The organism is Psychrobacter sp. TS_SC_6, assembly GCF_056156305.1.
Map to the genome: position 1 here is coordinate 2862900 of NZ_CM149590.1, position 16698 is coordinate 2879597.

The 16698-nt window shown below is 42.5% G+C and carries 14 protein-coding genes; 11 read left to right on the plus strand and 3 right to left on the minus strand.

Annotated features, from left to right (window positions below; genetic code table 11):
* From infC to rnr, 3 genes are all read left to right on the plus strand, one after another.
* Positions 1 to 504: a translation initiation factor IF-3 gene (gene infC / locus AC0J5Y_RS12165; RefSeq protein WP_011281352.1), complete on the plus strand. Its 504-nt coding sequence runs from the start codon at positions 1 to 3 to the stop codon at positions 502 to 504.
* Positions 505 to 865: 361 nt separating this feature from the next.
* On the plus strand, positions 866 to 2110 hold the full coding sequence (locus AC0J5Y_RS12170; RefSeq protein WP_475130913.1) for a toxic anion resistance protein: 1245 nt from the start codon (positions 866 to 868) through the stop codon (positions 2108 to 2110).
* 147 nt (positions 2111 to 2257) lie between these two features.
* Entirely contained in the window at positions 2258 to 4570 is a 2313-nt protein-coding gene (gene rnr, locus AC0J5Y_RS12175; RefSeq protein ID WP_475130914.1) for a ribonuclease R, read from the plus strand.
* An 83-nt stretch (positions 4571 to 4653) separates the two neighbouring features.
* Here the strand turns inward: rnr and AC0J5Y_RS12180 are convergent, their stop codons facing one another.
* The 3 genes from AC0J5Y_RS12180 to hisA form a co-directional block, all read right to left on the minus strand.
* Positions 4654 to 4974, minus strand: coding sequence for a hypothetical protein (locus AC0J5Y_RS12180; RefSeq protein ID WP_475130915.1), 321 nt, complete (start codon positions 4972 to 4974; stop codon positions 4654 to 4656).
* Positions 4975 to 5058: 84 nt separating this feature from the next.
* Positions 5059 to 6768: a mechanosensitive ion channel domain-containing protein gene (locus AC0J5Y_RS12185; protein WP_475130916.1), complete on the minus strand. Its 1710-nt coding sequence runs from the start codon at positions 6766 to 6768 to the stop codon at positions 5059 to 5061.
* A 57-nt stretch (positions 6769 to 6825) separates the two neighbouring features.
* Positions 6826 to 7566: a 1-(5-phosphoribosyl)-5-[(5-phosphoribosylamino)methylideneamino]imidazole-4-carboxamide isomerase gene (hisA, locus tag AC0J5Y_RS12190; RefSeq protein WP_011514724.1), complete on the minus strand. Its 741-nt coding sequence runs from the start codon at positions 7564 to 7566 to the stop codon at positions 6826 to 6828.
* Between the two features lie 885 nt (positions 7567 to 8451).
* Between hisA and AC0J5Y_RS12195 the strand changes: the two genes are divergently transcribed.
* The 8 genes from AC0J5Y_RS12195 to AC0J5Y_RS12230 all read left to right on the plus strand — a co-directional run bounded on the left by AC0J5Y_RS12195 (position 8452) and on the right by AC0J5Y_RS12230 (position 16591).
* Positions 8452 to 9804: a Na(+)-translocating NADH-quinone reductase subunit A gene (locus AC0J5Y_RS12195; RefSeq protein WP_475130917.1), complete on the plus strand. Its 1353-nt coding sequence runs from the start codon at positions 8452 to 8454 to the stop codon at positions 9802 to 9804.
* A 5-nt stretch (positions 9805 to 9809) separates the two neighbouring features.
* Entirely contained in the window at positions 9810 to 11045 is a 1236-nt protein-coding gene (locus tag AC0J5Y_RS12200; protein WP_475130918.1) for an NADH:ubiquinone reductase (Na(+)-transporting) subunit B, read from the plus strand.
* Positions 11026 to 11970: a Na(+)-translocating NADH-quinone reductase subunit C gene (locus AC0J5Y_RS12205; protein ID WP_475130919.1), complete on the plus strand. Its 945-nt coding sequence runs from the start codon at positions 11026 to 11028 to the stop codon at positions 11968 to 11970. Before AC0J5Y_RS12200 ends, AC0J5Y_RS12205 begins: the two co-directional genes overlap by 20 nt.
* A 1-nt stretch (position 11971) precedes the next feature.
* Positions 11972 to 12643 carry an NADH:ubiquinone reductase (Na(+)-transporting) subunit D gene (locus AC0J5Y_RS12210; RefSeq protein WP_475130920.1) on the plus strand — a complete coding sequence of 224 codons (672 nt, stop codon included), beginning with the start codon at positions 11972 to 11974 and terminating at the stop codon, positions 12641 to 12643.
* The gene (nqrE, locus tag AC0J5Y_RS12215) at positions 12643 to 13251 is read left to right on the plus strand and encodes an NADH:ubiquinone reductase (Na(+)-transporting) subunit E (protein ID WP_182405700.1); all 609 of its coding nucleotides are present in this window, start codon (positions 12643 to 12645) and stop codon (positions 13249 to 13251) included. Before AC0J5Y_RS12210 ends, nqrE begins: the two co-directional genes overlap by 1 nt.
* A gap of 130 nt (positions 13252 to 13381) precedes the next feature.
* Positions 13382 to 14617, plus strand: coding sequence for an NADH:ubiquinone reductase (Na(+)-transporting) subunit F (nqrF, locus tag AC0J5Y_RS12220; protein ID WP_475130921.1), 1236 nt, complete (start codon positions 13382 to 13384; stop codon positions 14615 to 14617).
* Positions 14618 to 14729: 112 nt separating this feature from the next.
* Entirely contained in the window at positions 14730 to 14918 is a 189-nt protein-coding gene (locus tag AC0J5Y_RS12225) for an SDR family NAD(P)-dependent oxidoreductase (RefSeq protein WP_475130922.1), read from the plus strand.
* A gap of 518 nt (positions 14919 to 15436) precedes the next feature.
* Complete coding sequence (locus AC0J5Y_RS12230) at positions 15437 to 16591, plus strand: FAD:protein FMN transferase (protein WP_475130923.1); 1155 nt, start codon at positions 15437 to 15439, stop codon at positions 16589 to 16591.
* The last annotated feature ends 107 nt before the right edge of the window (positions 16592 to 16698 follow it).

Sequence of the window (16698 nt, forward strand, 5' to 3'; positions counted from 1 at the left end):
TTGAACATCAATGAAGATATCAGTGCCAAAGAAGTCCGTCTGGTCAAAGAAGACGGTGAACAAATGGGCGTGGTCGATATCGACACCGCAATGAAAGCGGCACGTGAAGACAGTCTAGATTTAGTAGAGCTGGTTCCCGAAGCCAAACCGCCAGTATGTAAAATCATGGATTATAAACATTTCCTCTATGATCAAAAGCAAAAGGCGAAAGAAGCTAAAAAGAATCAAAAGCAGACTCAGCTAAAAGAGATGAAGCTACGTCCTAGCACTGAAGAGGCCGATTACCAGGTTAAACTCAGAAAAATCGTTAGCTTCTTAGAAGATCAGGACAAAGTTAAAATTAGCATCCGTTTCCGCGGACGTGAAATGGCGCACCAAGAAATTGGTCGCAAGCAACTTGATCGTATCATTGAAGATACGGCTGATATCTCAAACGTCGAACAGTATCCTAAGATGGAAGGTCGTCAAATGGGTATGCTGTTAGGACCTACTAAGAAGAAATAGACTTTTTAATCGTCTATTCTTAGTAGTGGCTGTGGTTATATAGATATCCGTGATTTCCCACCACCAATATGCTACGGCGTATTGGTGGTTTTTAGTATGTAGGGCTTAATAAGCATTTTTACAGTTAATTATGACACTTGTACCTCTTTGGCTATCGTTAACCTTAAATATAAGAAGCCGACAGTGATTTACAAAATCCATCTTCTCAAACTTTTCATTACACGGTAACCTAAAGACCTATTCTGCAATTGTTAATAATAATTTCAATAAAAGCAATTTAACTGATAAAAATAATCTATACCTCGGCTATAAATGTCGCTGATAAAAAATATAACCTCTTTTAGATATCATAGGAAATCTTATGCAAGAATTAACTCCACCTGCCAATACCTCTACACCAACCCTTACCCTCACTGCACCTGAGCCTGTCAAAGAGATACAAAAAAGTGAAGCTGATCAGATGGTAAAATTGGACGAAAGCGATATTCCAGAGCTTGATGCCAAAGTCGATGCTTTTGTTGATCATGTAATCAACAATTCAGTGCATAGTAATGAGTTTAAAGAAAACGTCCAGTCTATCCATAATTTGGGCAATAAAGAGATTCGCGAGTCGGCGCAAGTTTCTAATCGTATGTTAGCGCTACCTGCAAAAAGCCTGAATGACAGCTTATTTGACAACTCCCCTATTGCCAAGTCGTTGACGGAGCTGCGTGGTATCGTCGAAGATTTAGACCCCAGTAAAAAAGAGCTGACCAGCTCACGTAAGCTGTTTGGTTTGATTCCATTTGGCAATAAAGTACAAGATTATTTCCGTCAGTACGAATCGGCGCAATCACATATTAATGCGGTAGTAACAAGCCTCTATAATGGAAAAGATGAGCTACTCAAAGACAATGCCATGATTGAGCAAGAAAAAATCAATATGTGGGAGCTGATGCAGTCGATTCGTCAGTATATCTATGTGGGTAAAAAAATCGATGAGCAGCTTGAACAAAAAGTCTATGCGATAGAAGCGACTGACCCTGAGAAAGCACGTATTATTAAAGAAGAGATGCTGTTTTATGTCCGCCAAAAAAACACCGACTTTTTGACACAATTGGCAGTAAACGTTCAAGGTTATTTAGCATTGGATACTATCCGTAAAAACAATTTAGAGCTGATTAAAGGGGTAGATCGCGCCACTACTACCACTATATCAGCCCTACGTACGGCAGTGGTTGTCGCACAAGCCATGACTAACCAAAAACTGGTACTTGACCAAATCACAGCTTTGAATAAAACCACCAGTAGCTTGATTGAATCAACTTCGGCAATGCTCAAGCGTCAATCACTTGAGATTCATGAGCAAGCGACCAGCAGCACTATTGAGCTTGATAAACTGCAAAATGCCTTCAATAATGTCTATGACACCATGGATATGATTAGTAATTATAAAATTGAAGCGCTTGAGAGTATGAAGCAAACGGTCAATACTTTGACCACTGAGGTTGATAAAGCCCAAAAATACCTCGATAAATCTAATCAGACCACGGTATTGGAAGTGTCAAAAGAATTGAACATGGAAAAAATAACCAATCAATCAAATACGGTCGATATTGATATTTAATTTGGATAAGCATTCACTTTTAATAAAATTTGACCACTAAAGACTACTCGCTATCAAATACAGATAAGACAATTGACCTAAGATATTGGGACGTTGTTCGTGTTAAGATAGCCATTATTAATAATTTAAAAATAGATACGGTAATTTATGAGTTGGAATGATCCAAACGCCTCAAGTGAGGCACAAAAATATGATAACCCGATTCCTAGTCGCGAGCTTATATTAAGCACGATTAATGAACACGGTGAAATCACCCATCAGCAATTGGCGACAGCCTTTAACATTGCTGATCCTGATCAATTTGACGCTTTGGGCAATCGCCTAAAAGCGATGGCACGCGATGGACAAGTAAACCGCGACGGTCGTCCTTATCGATATCGTACAGTCACTCAGCACGATATCGTCACTGGTACAGTGACTGCCCATCCAAAAGGTTTTGGCTTTGTGTTATTAAGTGATATGCCTGACCTATTCTTGCATGAAAAACAAATGCGTTGGGTCTTTAATGGCGATACCGTAGAAGCGGTCGGTACTTCAACAGACAACCGCGGTCGTACTGAAGGTCGTATCGTTGATGTCGTTGAGCGTCGTCAAAATCATTTTATCGGTACGCTGGCTCATGATGAAGACGGTTACTGTGTTGAGCTTGGTAGCCCAAATAACCATCAGCCGATTACCGTCACAGAAGACAATGTACAGGCTTTCAATGCTAAGCAAGGCTCGCCGGTAAAAGTTGATATTATTGATTGGCCAAATCAACATGAATTTGCCACAGGCAAAATCACTGAAGTCTTATCTGATGACAATGATCGCGAACTGATCATTGAGACTACGTTACTTAATTATGATATTCCATCAGAGTTCAGTGAAGCGGTGCTCAATCAAGCAAATGATTATAAAGAGCCGACTGAAAAAGATCTAAAAGGTCGTGTCGACTTACGTGAGTTGCCATTAGTAACTATTGATGGTGAAGATGCTCGTGATTTTGATGATGCTGTGTTTGCAGAAAAGCGTTCTGGTGGTAATTATCGCGTCTTGGTAGCAATTGCCGATGTCAGTTACTATGTGACACCGAACTCGCCACTGGATCAAAATGCTTATGAACGTGGTACGTCAGTATATTTCCCGCATCAAGTGATTCCGATGTTGCCTGAAGTACTTTCTAATGGTCTATGTTCGCTGAATCCTAATCTTGATCGTCTCTGTATGGTTGCCGATATTAAGATATCACGTGCTGGTAAAATTACCAGTTATGAGTTTTATCCTGGCGTCATGCACTCGCAAGCACGCTTGACTTATAATCAAGTAAACGCTTATCTTGAGAATCCAAAAGACAGTAGCGTTCCAAAATCGTTGACAGAAAATAAAGAGGTCAAAAAATCTGTCGATACCTTACATCAACTGTATGAGCTACTCCTCAAAAAGCGTGAAGAACGTCATGCAATGGAGTTTGAGACCGTTGAGACATATATTAAGTTCAATGAAAAAGGTGGTATCGAAGCCATCTTGCCTCGTACGCGCGGTGATGCGCAAAAGCTTATCGAAGAGTGTATGCTGCTTGCCAATACTTGTGCAGCAAACTTTGCGCTAAAAAATGAGCTGCCTGTGTTATATCGCAATCATGATAAGCCTGATGGCGAAAAGTCGATGCGTATCCATGAATATGCCAAAAACTTTGGTCTAAGCTTCCCAGAAGAAAATCCTACTCAAGCGGATTATCAGCGTATTATTGAAGCGACTAAAGAGCGTCCTGATGCTATCAGTATTCATAGCATGCTGTTACGTTCGATGATGCAAGCAAACTATTCTCCTGATAATATCGGTCACTTTGGTTTGGCTTATGACGAGTATAGCCATTTTACCTCGCCGATTCGTCGTTATCCTGATTTAATGTTGCATCGTGCGATCAAGGCGAAAGTGACAAATGCCAAACAGCCTGTGATGGATTTTTCATTAGAAGGTGCTGGCATGCAAACCTCAGATACTGAGCGCCGTGCTGAAAAGGCTTCACGCTACGTAGAATCATGGCTCAAATGTCATTATATGAAAGATCATGTCGGTGAAGAGTTCGATGGTGTCGTAACTACCGTCACGAACTTTGGTTTATTTATTACTCTGACGGATTTGTATATCGATGGTTTGGTGCATATCTCAAACGTTGGTGACGATTTCTTTGTTTATGATGAGCAGCAGCAACAGCTTATCGGTAAAGACAGAGGCACAGTGTTTGGGCTGGGCGATTTGGTTAAAGTGAAAGTAGCTGGCGTTAATATGGATCTGCTACAAATTGACTTTGGTTTACAAGCAAAGCTGCAATCTAGTAAAATGAATCAAACTAAGAAAGATCATTCAAACTCTAGTCAGCTAAACCGCAGCTCCACAAGCAAAGATCAGCCAAAGAAATCACCTGCGAAGAGAAACAGCAATCGTGGTGGTAGAGGCAGTAGTAAAAAGAGCTAAACCAGCTTGAATCTATAAGTATTAAAAAAGGCTAACGTTATCGTTAGCCTTTTTTTGTCTTCAGTTTTCTAATAACAGATTTATCACTGCTCCGCAGGACTCATTTGCTCTAAGCGCGCAGCATCTGCTTGCTGTGCCTGATCGATCTTGGTAGTAGCATCATCTAGAAGGGCTTTAGGCTGCTGACCTAAGGGTTCGCTTGCGATATTCGATGTATCGCTGGCATTAGCATCGCTTATATGGGAACCTTTATTTTCAGAGACGGCTGTATCAGCCAGTTCCTTTTCACTACTCGCTGCTATAACTTCTCGGTTTTTTTCACGTTGACTGCCATTCATGACATTGAAACCGAGTAACATAACCATACCAACGACCGCGAATATAATCAGATGTTTTATTTGCATAAAAAACTCTCGTCTATTTAGATAAAATGTATTTAGACGTTTCGCTGCATTTTTTATGCCCATTTTTATAGTTGGTATTCAACGCTACTCTTGCGGGCTACTATTACTCAATAAATCAGTTTCATCTGAATTTTCGGCAATTTCTTGCTCAACTTTTTCCATCAGTTTTTCATCGGGACGAGCATCAAGCACCTCCTCAGCATTACGACCTTGTAAGATATGCTTCGCTCGCGCCTTTGCTTGCCTTTTATCTTTATCCTCAACCATCGTTTCAGTAGCTTGAGAGCTGTTAGATGCTTTGGAAGTATTCAACGTATTGGGCGTCACATTTACCTTTACGTTAGCATTATCGTCACTGATGTGATTGTTTTGAAAATGCTCAAATGCTTTTTCTAGCTTATGATTAAAACGCAGCTGGTAAATAGGCTCAGGTAAGCTAAAGCCTTCATCTTCCAACGCATGCTTGGTTTCGCGAATGGCGATACTGCGGGCTTTGGAAAAATCAGCTTCTGATTGATTGACCCATACTTGAAACTGCAAAATAAAGTTTGAGTCGCCCACTTCCTTGATAACCGCAGTGACTTTTGGCTTATCTAAGGCAAAACCCAATTGAGAAATCGCATCGATACCCACTTTGATGGCAGCAAGCGGATCGTCATTAGCATCAACGCCTAATTCAAAAGTGAAACGGCGCTCAGGATTTTTGGTGTAATTTAAAATGGTGGCTTTAAAGACTTCGGCATTGGGTATACGTAATTGATTGCCGTCTAATGTCATTAAAATAGTCGCACGTGACGTCAGGCGCACCACTATTCCCTCCTGAGCATTAATCAAAATATGATCGCGAGCGCGAAATGGCTGGCGAATACTGAGCATTAAAGAAGCAATATAGTTTTCAATGGTATCCTTGACCGCAAAACCAACGGCGATACCGATGACCCCTGCACCGCCAAGTAAGGTCCCTAAAATCGTCTCCGCGCCAATCAAACTTAGCGCTAATATAAGCCCCAAAATAATAAAGATGACTTTGACAGTTTGCGATAATAATTCTGCGACAAAAGGGTTGGGCGTTAAGCGTTGCCACATTTTTTGTCGATTGGACAACCAACTACCAAACCAAGTTACTAAAGCAAATAAAATAATCCCGACCAATAATAACGGCACGGCTTTGATAAGGTTTTTAGTTTGGGCTTTAATGCTTTGGTAAACCGTGGTGACATTATCTTGGACATCAAGCGTTCGGTTAATCTTATCTTCGACCGTTACGACATCTGTCAAACGGTTGGTAAGATTAATGGCTTGCTGGGCTTTTTTCTCGTTGGGTGTTTCACCGGTTAGAGTGACAATCCCTTGAGTAACACCAACATTGATGGCTTGCAATCCTTCAATTTCTGAAAATATCCCACTGATACGTTGGCGGATGTCATCATCATGTTGCGCAGTTTGAGCAGTTTCAATTTGAGTATTATTACTACTCTCGCCATTGATAAGAGGCGCTGGCTCAGTTGAAATAGGTGTTAGCGGAGGTGGTACAGTTGGTGCTTGAGCCGGCAAAATGCCACTTTCAGGAGTATTACTAGGAAGAGGGGTGCTATTAATGTCATTAGCCGCATTAGGTAATGCGTTGCTATCAAGCGCAGGCTTGCCAGAATTATTATCTAATACAGTAGGATTAACGGTTTCGCTTTCTTGAATGGCATAAGCCGGTAAGCTGAACATGATGCTTAATAGCAGCCATTGACTCCACACTTTTAGGCACTTGCGTAACATAATGCGGTCAAAATAAGCGGCCATAAGCATCCTTGATTACACCTTATCTATCCAAAATCTAATAAGCGTATTTTTCAAATATTATTTACCGTCCAAATAAAGTTGTGCCTCGCCCAAATCTAACGTGCCTTCATAGATAGCGCGACCAGTGATGATACCTTCGATACAATCACCATAAGGTTTTAACAGCTCAATATCTTTCATATCGGTGACGCCGCCTGAAGCAATCACTGGTAATCCACCTTCACGTGCTAAATTGACGGTTTGCTCGACATTAACGCCTTGCATCATGCCATCACGGGCGATATCGGTATAGACGATAGAAGACACGCCAACATCAGCAAAACGTTTGGCAAGCTCCGTGGCTTTGGTGTCAGTCACGTTTGCCCAACCATGAGTGGCAACCATGCCATCTTTGGCATCGATACCAACGATAATATGTCCAGCAAACTCACGGCACGCCTCGGCAACGAAATCTGGATCTTCAACCGCTTTAGTACCGATAATAATATAGGTCAGACCAGCAGTAATATATTGCTCAATGGTTTGCATATTGCGCACACCGCCGCCCAATTGAATGGGCAGCTTAGGGAAGGCTTTAGCAATATCATGTACCACTTGCTTATGTACCGGAATCCCATCAAATGCCCCATTTAGATCAACTAGATGCAAGCGGCGTGCGCCTTCTTTTACCCAACGTGCAGCCATTGCCACAGGATCATCAGAAAATACCGTATCATCTTCCATACGACCTTGTTTTAAGCGCACACACTTACCATCTTTTAGATCGATAGCAGGGATAATCACAGGGACAGCGCACATATAGGATTCCTTATAAAACGATATTAATAATAAAATAATCAAAAACTGGATAGAACTTATGACTGATAAAATTCATGAAGCTCCCTTTGTATCAAGCAATCAAGGTAATATAAAGAGGCTAGAAGTGCAAACCTAAGATACCGTCATAGAATCGACTACAGCTCTCTCTTATTTATGGCAAAAACAAATATTCATAACCATAAGTTTTAGCCCAAAGAATCACTGGCAACATTAGGTAAATTCACTTGCTAACTGGTAATTTTAGGTCAGTTTAGCGTATAATCCTAGATAAATTTGTATTTGTGCGATAAAACCCGATCGTCTGCTACCTATAGATGATTTCGATCAGCACAAGGTAGATGACAGCACGGCATTGATAATCTATTAAGCGTTGTGCTTAGCAACGACTATTACTCAGTAATGTTGTTTATCCTATAATCATAGGTCATTCAACAATGCTTAGATAGCTTTCACTCAGTATCATAAGTCATTTACCTCTTATTTATATTCAGTCAAATGGATAGCGCTGCTTAAATCTCACAACATTATGAATTTTAAGATTTTAATAAATCGTATGGTAAAACTGTATTTTATTTAAAACCATCCCTTTATGGACGGTTTTAAATTTGAATGTTTTAGTATACACCTTGGTAGCCAGTCGCCACTTTGGTCATTCGAATAAGACATTAACGTGTTGTTAAGGAGTCTAAGGTCAGCGTTAATACTCTTACTAGCAGTCATGAAGTGTCATTGTTAGAAAACCTTATCCCTATCTTTCTATAAGATATGATTTGGTTATTTTAGTGATGGCGTTACCATTCATGCTGCCGATATACCACACAGGACGTCTGGTATCGTTTTAGACTATGGACTAAGTTTTCGCTTATGATTACCATCAAGAAAGGTTTGGATTTACCCATCACTGGTGAACCCTCCCGCGAGATATCTGAGCACAGACCCGCCCATGTGGCACTTATTGGCTATGATTATATTGGCATGAAGCCAACAATGAATGTCAAAGAAGGCGATATCGTAGCAAAAGGCCAGCCCGTTTTTGAAGACAAAAAACGGGCTGGCGTTATCTACACTGCGCCTGCTGCTGGTAAGGTCATCGCGATCAAACGTGGTGAACGTCGTGTGTTTGAAAGTCTTGTGATTGCGGTTGACCCAAATGGTGCGGAAGTAGAATTTCAGCGCTACGACTCCCAGCAACTTGCTGACCTAGATTCTGAAGTTGTTGAAACCCAACTGCTTGCCTCTGGTGAATGGACGGCGTTCCGTACGCGCCCATTTAGCCGTGCTCCTGAAATCGGTGCTCGTCCTCATGCTATCTTTGTCACGGCAATGGATACCAATCCATTGGCGTTTGACCCGATGTTGCTGATTAATGAGCAATTGCAGGCATTTAATGACGGTCTTGCCGTATTATCTACCCTCAGCCCAAAGACCTTTGTCTGCCATCATGGCACTAGTCAGTTGACGCCAGTTGCAAAAACTGCGGCTAATAATGTCACTGAATATCATAGCTTTGCGGGTAAACATCCTGCTGGTCTTGCAGGCACGCACATTCATTTCTTGCATCCTATCATGCGCGGTACAAGCGTCTGGACGATTGGTTATCAAGATGTGATTGCGATTGGCAAGCTATTTACTAGCGGGCGTTTATATACGCGTCGCCTGTTGAGCTTAGCTGGTCCTGCTGTTAGCAAACCTCATATTATCGCCACCGAACGCGGTGCGGATATTGCTGCCTTGACCAAAGGTAATTTGACAGCTGGCGAGAACCGTGTGATTTCAGGTTCAGTGCTGTCTGGGCGTCAAGTATTTGGCAATATTGCCTATCTTGGTCGTTTTCATAATCAAGTCAGCGTGTTGGCAGAAGGTCGTGAGCGTCCAGCGTTCCACTTCTTTACGCCAGGTGCAAATCGTTTCTCTAAACTGCCTATCTATATTTCACAGTTTTTTGGTGGTAAAAAGTATAACTTCACCACGACGAGTAATGGCTCACCTAGAGCGATGGTGCCAATCGGTGTCTATGAAGAGGTCATGCCACAAGACTATCTGCCAACGCAATTACTACGTGCTTTGATTGTCGAAGACATTATCACGGCTGTAGATTTGGGTGTACTTGAATTGGACGAAGAAGATTTAGCATTATGCACCTTCGTATCTCCTGGCAAATATGAATTCGGCGATATTTTGCGTGATAACTTAACGCGCATTGAGCTGGAGGGCTAACCACGATGAAATTTTTACACAATATGTTCGATCGTATGGAGCCGTCTTTCACCAAGGGTGGCAAACATGCAAAATACTACGCTATCTTTGAGATGTTTGATACGTTTTTGCGTCAACCAAGCTCAACGACTTACGCCTCATCACATGTACGCGACGGTATCGATCTAAAGCGTATTATGATTACTGTGTGGCTATGTACATTCCCAGCGATGTTTTGGGGTATGTACAATGTCGGTCATCAAGCATTGACTGCGATTGCAACTCTCGGCTTACAGCCTGAAGGCTGGCGCACCATTATCACCAGTATGGCAGGCTATAACCCAGACAGTATCTGGGCAAGTTTCGTCTACGGTGCTATGCAGTTCTTACCGATTTATCTTGTGACCTTTGGGGTTGGCATTCTCTGTGAGATTATCTTTGCCGTCGTCCGTGGTCATGAAGTCAACGAAGGTTTCTTCGTTACCTCTGTACTGTTTGCGCTAACTCTACCACCAGATATTCCATTATGGCAAGTTGCCTTAGGTATTATCTTTGGTGTGGTCGTGGCAAAAGAAGTATTCGGTGGTACGGGTAAAAACTTTCTTAACCCTGCCCTATCGGGTCGTGCGTTCTTATACTTTGCTTATCCTGCCTATATGTCAGGCGACTCAGTATGGACCGCGGTTGATGGTTTTTCAGGTGCAACGCCACTTGGTCTTGCTGCCCTTGGGGTTGTCCCACAAGATTTTGTTGATGTTTATGGCAATGCCATCACGTGGAGTGATGCATTCTTAGGCAATATGCAAGGCAGTATAGGTGAAGTATCAACCTTGGCAATCCTCATGGGTGCTGCGGTCCTACTTTGGACGCGCATTGCCTCATGGCGCATCATGGCAGGTTGTGTGGTCGGTCTGATTGCCACATCTCTTGTGTTTAATATGATTGGCTCTGAAGATAATATGATGATGAGCTTGCCGTTTTACTGGCATTTAGTTATCGGTGGTTTTGCCTTTGGTGCCGTATTTATGGCAACTGACCCAGTATCTGCTGCGCATACTAATAAAGGGCGCTGGGCTTACGGTATCTTGATTGGTTTTATGACCGTATTGATTCGTGTCATCAACCCAGCTTTCCCAGAAGGCATCATGCTAGCCATTTTATTTGCTAACTTATTTGCTCCATTGTTTGATTACTTTGTGACCCAAGCAAACATCAAACGCCAAACCGCTCGGAGGGTTCGCTATGTCCAAGCCCAAAAGTAATAATGCAAAAACCATCGGCGTGGCGTTGACGCTATGCTTGGTGTGTTCAGTATTGGTCTCGGCTGCAGCTGTTGGTCTAAAGCCTGCACAAATAGAAAACGCGCGCTTAGACCGTAATAAGAATATCTTGGTTGCCGCGGGTATGTTTGACCCGACATCTGATACCAATGAAGATGTCGCTGAGCGTTTTAAAGATTTTGAAGTCCAAATCGTTGACCTTAATAAAGGCAACTACCTTGATGACGACGCCCTAAAAGCAGCTGGCATTCCAGATCGTAATGCTTATGACGCCAGCCAAGCGACCAAAAATAAAGCGCTTAGTGAAGACTTGGGCGGTAATGATCCTGCTGGTATCGGTCGTAAGCCTAAATATGCCAAAGTCTATGTCAAAAATGATGAGGCTGGCAAACCTGAAGTGATAGTTCTACCGATTCAAGGTTACGGTCTTTGGGGTACGATTTATGGTTTCTTAACGCTTGAGAGCGACATGAATACTATCAAAGGTATCAGCTTCTATGAGCATAAAGAAACCCCAGGTCTAGGCGCTCGTATCGAAGAGCCAGAATGGCGCGCCATGTGGAGCGGCATTCAATCTTATGACGAGAACGGTGCTGTTGCTACTGGTGTCACCAAAGCTGGTAGTCCGAAAGAAAATTGGGTAGATGGTATCAGCGGGGCAACCTTAACTGGTCGCGGCGTCAGCAATATGATTCAGTTTTGGCTTGGCGATCAAGGCTATAAGCCGTACTTAGACCAGCTGCGTAAAGAAAGCGGTAAAACATTGACAGATGCTGAAGTCAAAGCAAGTCAAAGCCCGTATAAAAAATTGGGTCAAGACCTACATCACAATCAGACTCAAAAACTGACCCATCCCGTAACTGAACTGGTAGCAGTAGCACCAGTAGCTCACGGCAAGGAGGCATAACATGGCTGATACTAAGAGTATTTTAGTTAACCCTATTTTTGACAACAACCCGATTGGCTTGCAAATTTTAGGTATCTGTTCTGCGCTCGCGGTAACGACTAGCGTAGCAAATGCGCTGGTAATGAGCGTTGCGTTAACGTTAGTTACTGCCTTTTCAAGCTTCTTTATCTCTACCATTCGTAAACAAATCCCATCAAGTATTCGTATTATTGTGCAGATGACGATTATTGCTTCTTTGGTTATCGTAGTCGATCAGATATTAAAAGCGGTCGCTTATGACGTTAGTAAAGGCTTATCCGTCTTCGTTGGTTTGATCATCACCAACTGTATCGTCATGGGTCGTGCTGAAGCATTTGCCATGAGCAATCCGCCTATACCAAGTTTCTTAGATGGTATCGGTAACGGTTTGGGTTATTCGGCAGTCCTATTATTTGTCGCAACTATTCGTGAGATTTTGGGCGGTGGTAGCTGGTTTGGTATCACTCTTTTACAAACCGTGGCTGATGGGGGTTGGTATGTACCAAACGGACTGCTGTTATTACCGCCGTCAGCGTTCTTTATTATTGCCCTGTTTATCGTAATTATCCGTACATGGAAACCAGAACAGGTCGAAGATGCTGAATTCGTAATGAAGCCGCAATCTAAAGGCATGGCACAAGGAGGCGGTCACTAATGGGACATTATGTCAGTTTATTTATAACCTCGGTCTTTATCGAGAATATGGCGCTGGCCTACTTCTTAGGCATGTGTACCTTTTTAGCCGTATCAAAAAAGGTCTCTACGGCTATCGGTCTTGGGGTTGCTGTGGTTTTTGTCATGGCACTTACCGTACCGCTAAATAACCTACTCTTTCAGTTCATTCTAAAAGATGGCGCACTCGCTTGGGCAGGTTTTCCAGATGTAGATTTAAGCTTTTTGGGTTTCCTCAGTTATATCGGTCTGATTGCTGCTGTGGTACAAATCTTAGAGATGTTCTTGGATAAATTTGTACCCAGTTTATATAACGCGCTTGGAATTTTCTTACCACTGATTACGGTTAACTGCGCCATTATGGGTGGTGTACTGTTCATGGTTGAACGTGATTATAACTTCGGTGAGTCGGTCGTTTATGGTTTGGGTGCAGGCTTTGGTTGGGCGATTGCTATTACTGCCTTAGCGGGTATCCGTGAAAAGCTCAAGTATTCAGACGTACCTGCACCGCTACGGGGCTTGGGTATTACCTTTATTACAGTTGGTCTGATGTCATTGGGTTTTATGTCATTTGGCGGCATGTCCATTTAAGCGATTGTCTATTTAAAGGCTATTGCTTACTCACTCAGCACTTTGACCTATTTAATTCATTTATTCGGTAGGGTTAGGCAGCATGATTATAGTGACCTTGCCCCTACCCCATAGATTAAGGATACCTACCATGGATTATGCTACGACGATTGGTGGCGTTGCTATGTTTACCTTGATCATCATGAGCTTCGTTGCCGTTATTTTGATGGCGCGCTCAAGACTGGTCAGTTCAGGCGATGTGACCATTCATATCAATGATAATCCCGACAATGATGTGGTGACGCCTGCAGGCGGCAAACTACTACAAACCCTTGCTAGTGAAGGTATATTCTTATCTTCCGCTTGTGGTGGCGGTGGTACGTGCGCGCAGTGTCGTTGCCGAGTGATTGAAGGTGGTGGCTCTATTTTGCCCACCGAAACTGGCTACTTTACCCAAGGTGAGATTCGCAATCATATGCGTCTTGCCTGTCAGGTAGCCGTTAAGCAAGACATGAAAATCGAGATTGACCCTGAGTTTTTTGATGTACAAAAGTGGGAATGTGAGGTTGTCTCTAATGATAACGTTGCCACCTTTATTAAAGAATTGGTGCTTAAAATTCCAGAAGGCGAAGAAGTGAACTTCCGCGCTGGTGGTTATGTGCAATTAGAAGCGCCACCGCATGAAGTACATTATAAAGACTTTGTGGTTGACGAGGAGTATCGTGAAGATTGGGAAAAATTTGGTATCTTCAACTATGTGTCAAAAGTCGATGAACCTGTTATCCGAGCTTACTCGATGGCTAACTATCCTGAAGAAAAAGGCTTAATCAAGTTCAATATCCGTATCGCAAGTCCACCACCACGTGGTCCTGACAATATTCCACCAGGCAAAATGTCTTCATGGGTATTTAGCTTAGTACCTGGCGATAAAGTCACGGTTTCAGGTCCTTATGGTGAATTCTTTGCCAAGAAAACGGAAGCTGAGATGATATTTGTCGGTGGTGGTGCGGGTATGGCACCGATGCGCTCGCATATTTTTGACCAGTTAAAACGTTTGAATACAGATCGTAAGATTAGTTTCTGGTACGGTGCACGCTCTATTCGTGAGATGTTCTATGTTGAAGATTATGATCAACTAGCAGAAGAGTTTGATAACTTTGAGTGGCATGTGGCCTTGTCTGACCCACTTCCTGAAGACAACTGGGAAGGTCCAACTGGGTTTATCCATAACGTCTTACTTGAAAACTATCTGAAAGATCATCCAAATCCTGAAGACTGTGAATTTTATATGTGTGGACCACCAATGATGAATGCGGCGGTCATCGATATGCTACACAGTTTGGGTGTTGAAGATGAAAATATCATGCTTGATGACTTCGGCGGTTAAGATAAGTGGTTAAGCTTAATCATTAAGCAATCACAATTAACAGAATAATATATGCTAAAAAAAGAGTCTCAATTGAGGCTCTTTTTTTATGGGCGAAACGGAAAGGATTCCTATGAAAAGCAACTATAAAGATTTGACCATTTGGATAACAGGCGCATCAAGCGGTATCGGCGAAGCATTAACCATCGCCTTTGCCAAACGCGGCGCTCGTATTATTCTAAGTGGACGTGATAAAGAAAATCTAGCAATGGTAGGGCGTGTTGAACATTCGACCATGGCACTGACAAAGACTATTTTTTAGGCGATTCGAAGGTAAAAATAGTAAGTATAGTCATTCTATACGTCTATTTTTAGCAATGAAGCGGCAAAAAAGAGTCCTGTCCTTTCAGGCTGATGCTAAAACTGCCCCATACGGTGTTGCAAGTCTTGCTAAGGTATTCACATTATCATCGACTTGCGCCTTGTCTGGAACAGTTTTAGCGATCAGCAGTGCCTATTTGTGAATGTTCAACACGCCCTAAAAAGCCGCTGTAAAAATAGCAAAAATCATATCTTTATCCCTTTTGATATAACCGATGTTCAGCAAGCAAAACAAGCATACGCTACCGCTAAAACTTTATAAGCTCATTCGTGAGTCGCAAGTCAAATAAATCTAGCATGTTAAATAACTATATATTACATAGCAATCCATGTTTAAAAATGTTTTAAGCCGACAATTGGCGTTATGGGTGACAAGGGGTGTAAAATAGGCAGCGCTTAGCTTACTTAATAGCTAACATCTCATTTACCCCTTAGCTATATCAAGTTGTGATGACTCATATGAAAAAACCAAGCATGCAAAAATCAACACCACTCTTATTTTCTGTTGAATCGATGAATACCGCCCTACTACCTACTATTGCTATTGCTATAAGCGCCGCACTAGGGATGAGCGCTTGCCAGCAAAAGACCGATTATAATAACCTGAGCGGTGAGACCATGGGCACCAGCTATCATATTAGTTATCAGCTTCCTAAGGGTGCTGATGAAGCGGCTATACAAGCAGCCATAAATAAGCGCCTACAAGATATCAATGACAGTATGTCCACTTATCAAGCGGATTCTACCATCTCTAGATTTAATCAATTAGGCAAAGATGAGCCTATAACCATTGATGAAGATTTTAATCATGTATTGGTAGCTTCAAGACGAGTTTACGAGCTATCTAGTGGCGCCTTTGATCCTACAGTGATGCCATTAATAGACACTTGGGGCTTTGGTAGCACGATGACCGTTGAGCGTTTGCAAAGCCCACCGACGGCGCTTGAGATTGCGCAAGCCAAAGCCTTGGTCGACTTTGAAAGTATCATTCAAAAGGACAAGACCATCTATAAAACCAAAGAAGGTGTTGGGCTTGATTTTTCAGCAGTGGCTAAAGGCTATGGTGTCGATGTCATCGCTGATGTGCTAAAAAACAATTATCAAATTCGCAACTATATGGTTGAGATTGGTGGTGAGGTGGCAACCTCTGGTGTCAGTGCACAACAACAACCTTGGCAAATTGCGATTGATGCACCGATTGAAGGTAGTACCGTCAGCGAGCGCCAAACTATGGCAGTGATTCGTCAACCGATAAATAATGGCAACACGATGCATCTAGCGACCTCTGGCAACTATCGTAACTCAGTCATCTTTGATGGTAAGCACTACAGTCATACCATTGACCCGACCACAGGTGAGCCGATTGTAGGTGGTGCACCATCGGTAACCGTCGCGGCAGACACTGTCGCGCTGGCTGATGCTTGGGCAACCGCCTTAACTGCTATGCCTTACAAAAAAGCTTTGAGCCTCGCCAAGGAGCAAAACATAGCGGCATTGTTTGTTGTATTGGCAGATGGTGTGAGCATAGAAGCAGCTGCGGACAGCATTGATGATTGGCAAGTGGTGCAAACACCTGCTATGCAAGCATTACGTGCTGATAAAAAGTCCAGCTAAATCTAAAAAAACTCATAGAAGCTAATTCGGTATCTTTCTTAAGTTGTCTTACTAAGCTGAGAAGCTCAAACGGACAAGATGAATTTTTGCTATACTATTAAGAGGTT

Excerpts from the sequence above, each read along its gene's own strand:
- AC0J5Y_RS12170 (WP_475130913.1), top strand. The coding sequence starts at position 866 with ATGCAAGAATTAACTCCACCTGCCAATACCTCTACACCAACCCTTACC.
- rnr (WP_475130914.1), top strand. The coding sequence starts at position 2,258 with ATGAGTTGGAATGATCCAAACGCCTCAAGTGAGGCACAAAAATATGAT.
- AC0J5Y_RS12180 (WP_475130915.1), bottom strand. The coding sequence starts at position 4,974 with ATGCAAATAAAACATCTGATTATATTCGCGGTCGTTGGTATGGTTATG.
- AC0J5Y_RS12185 (WP_475130916.1), bottom strand. The coding sequence starts at position 6,768 with ATGGCCGCTTATTTTGACCGCATTATGTTACGCAAGTGCCTAAAAGTG.
- hisA (WP_011514724.1), bottom strand. The coding sequence starts at position 7,566 with ATGTGCGCTGTCCCTGTGATTATCCCTGCTATCGATCTAAAAGATGGT.
- AC0J5Y_RS12195 (WP_475130917.1), top strand. The coding sequence starts at position 8,452 with ATGATTACCATCAAGAAAGGTTTGGATTTACCCATCACTGGTGAACCC.
- AC0J5Y_RS12200 (WP_475130918.1), top strand. The coding sequence starts at position 9,810 with ATGAAATTTTTACACAATATGTTCGATCGTATGGAGCCGTCTTTCACC.
- AC0J5Y_RS12205 (WP_475130919.1), top strand. The coding sequence starts at position 11,026 with ATGTCCAAGCCCAAAAGTAATAATGCAAAAACCATCGGCGTGGCGTTG.
- AC0J5Y_RS12210 (WP_475130920.1), top strand. The coding sequence starts at position 11,972 with ATGGCTGATACTAAGAGTATTTTAGTTAACCCTATTTTTGACAACAAC.
- nqrE (WP_182405700.1), top strand. The coding sequence starts at position 12,643 with ATGGGACATTATGTCAGTTTATTTATAACCTCGGTCTTTATCGAGAAT.
- nqrF (WP_475130921.1), top strand. The coding sequence starts at position 13,382 with ATGGATTATGCTACGACGATTGGTGGCGTTGCTATGTTTACCTTGATC.
- AC0J5Y_RS12225 (WP_475130922.1), top strand. The coding sequence starts at position 14,730 with ATGAAAAGCAACTATAAAGATTTGACCATTTGGATAACAGGCGCATCA.
- AC0J5Y_RS12230 (WP_475130923.1), top strand. The coding sequence starts at position 15,437 with ATGAAAAAACCAAGCATGCAAAAATCAACACCACTCTTATTTTCTGTT.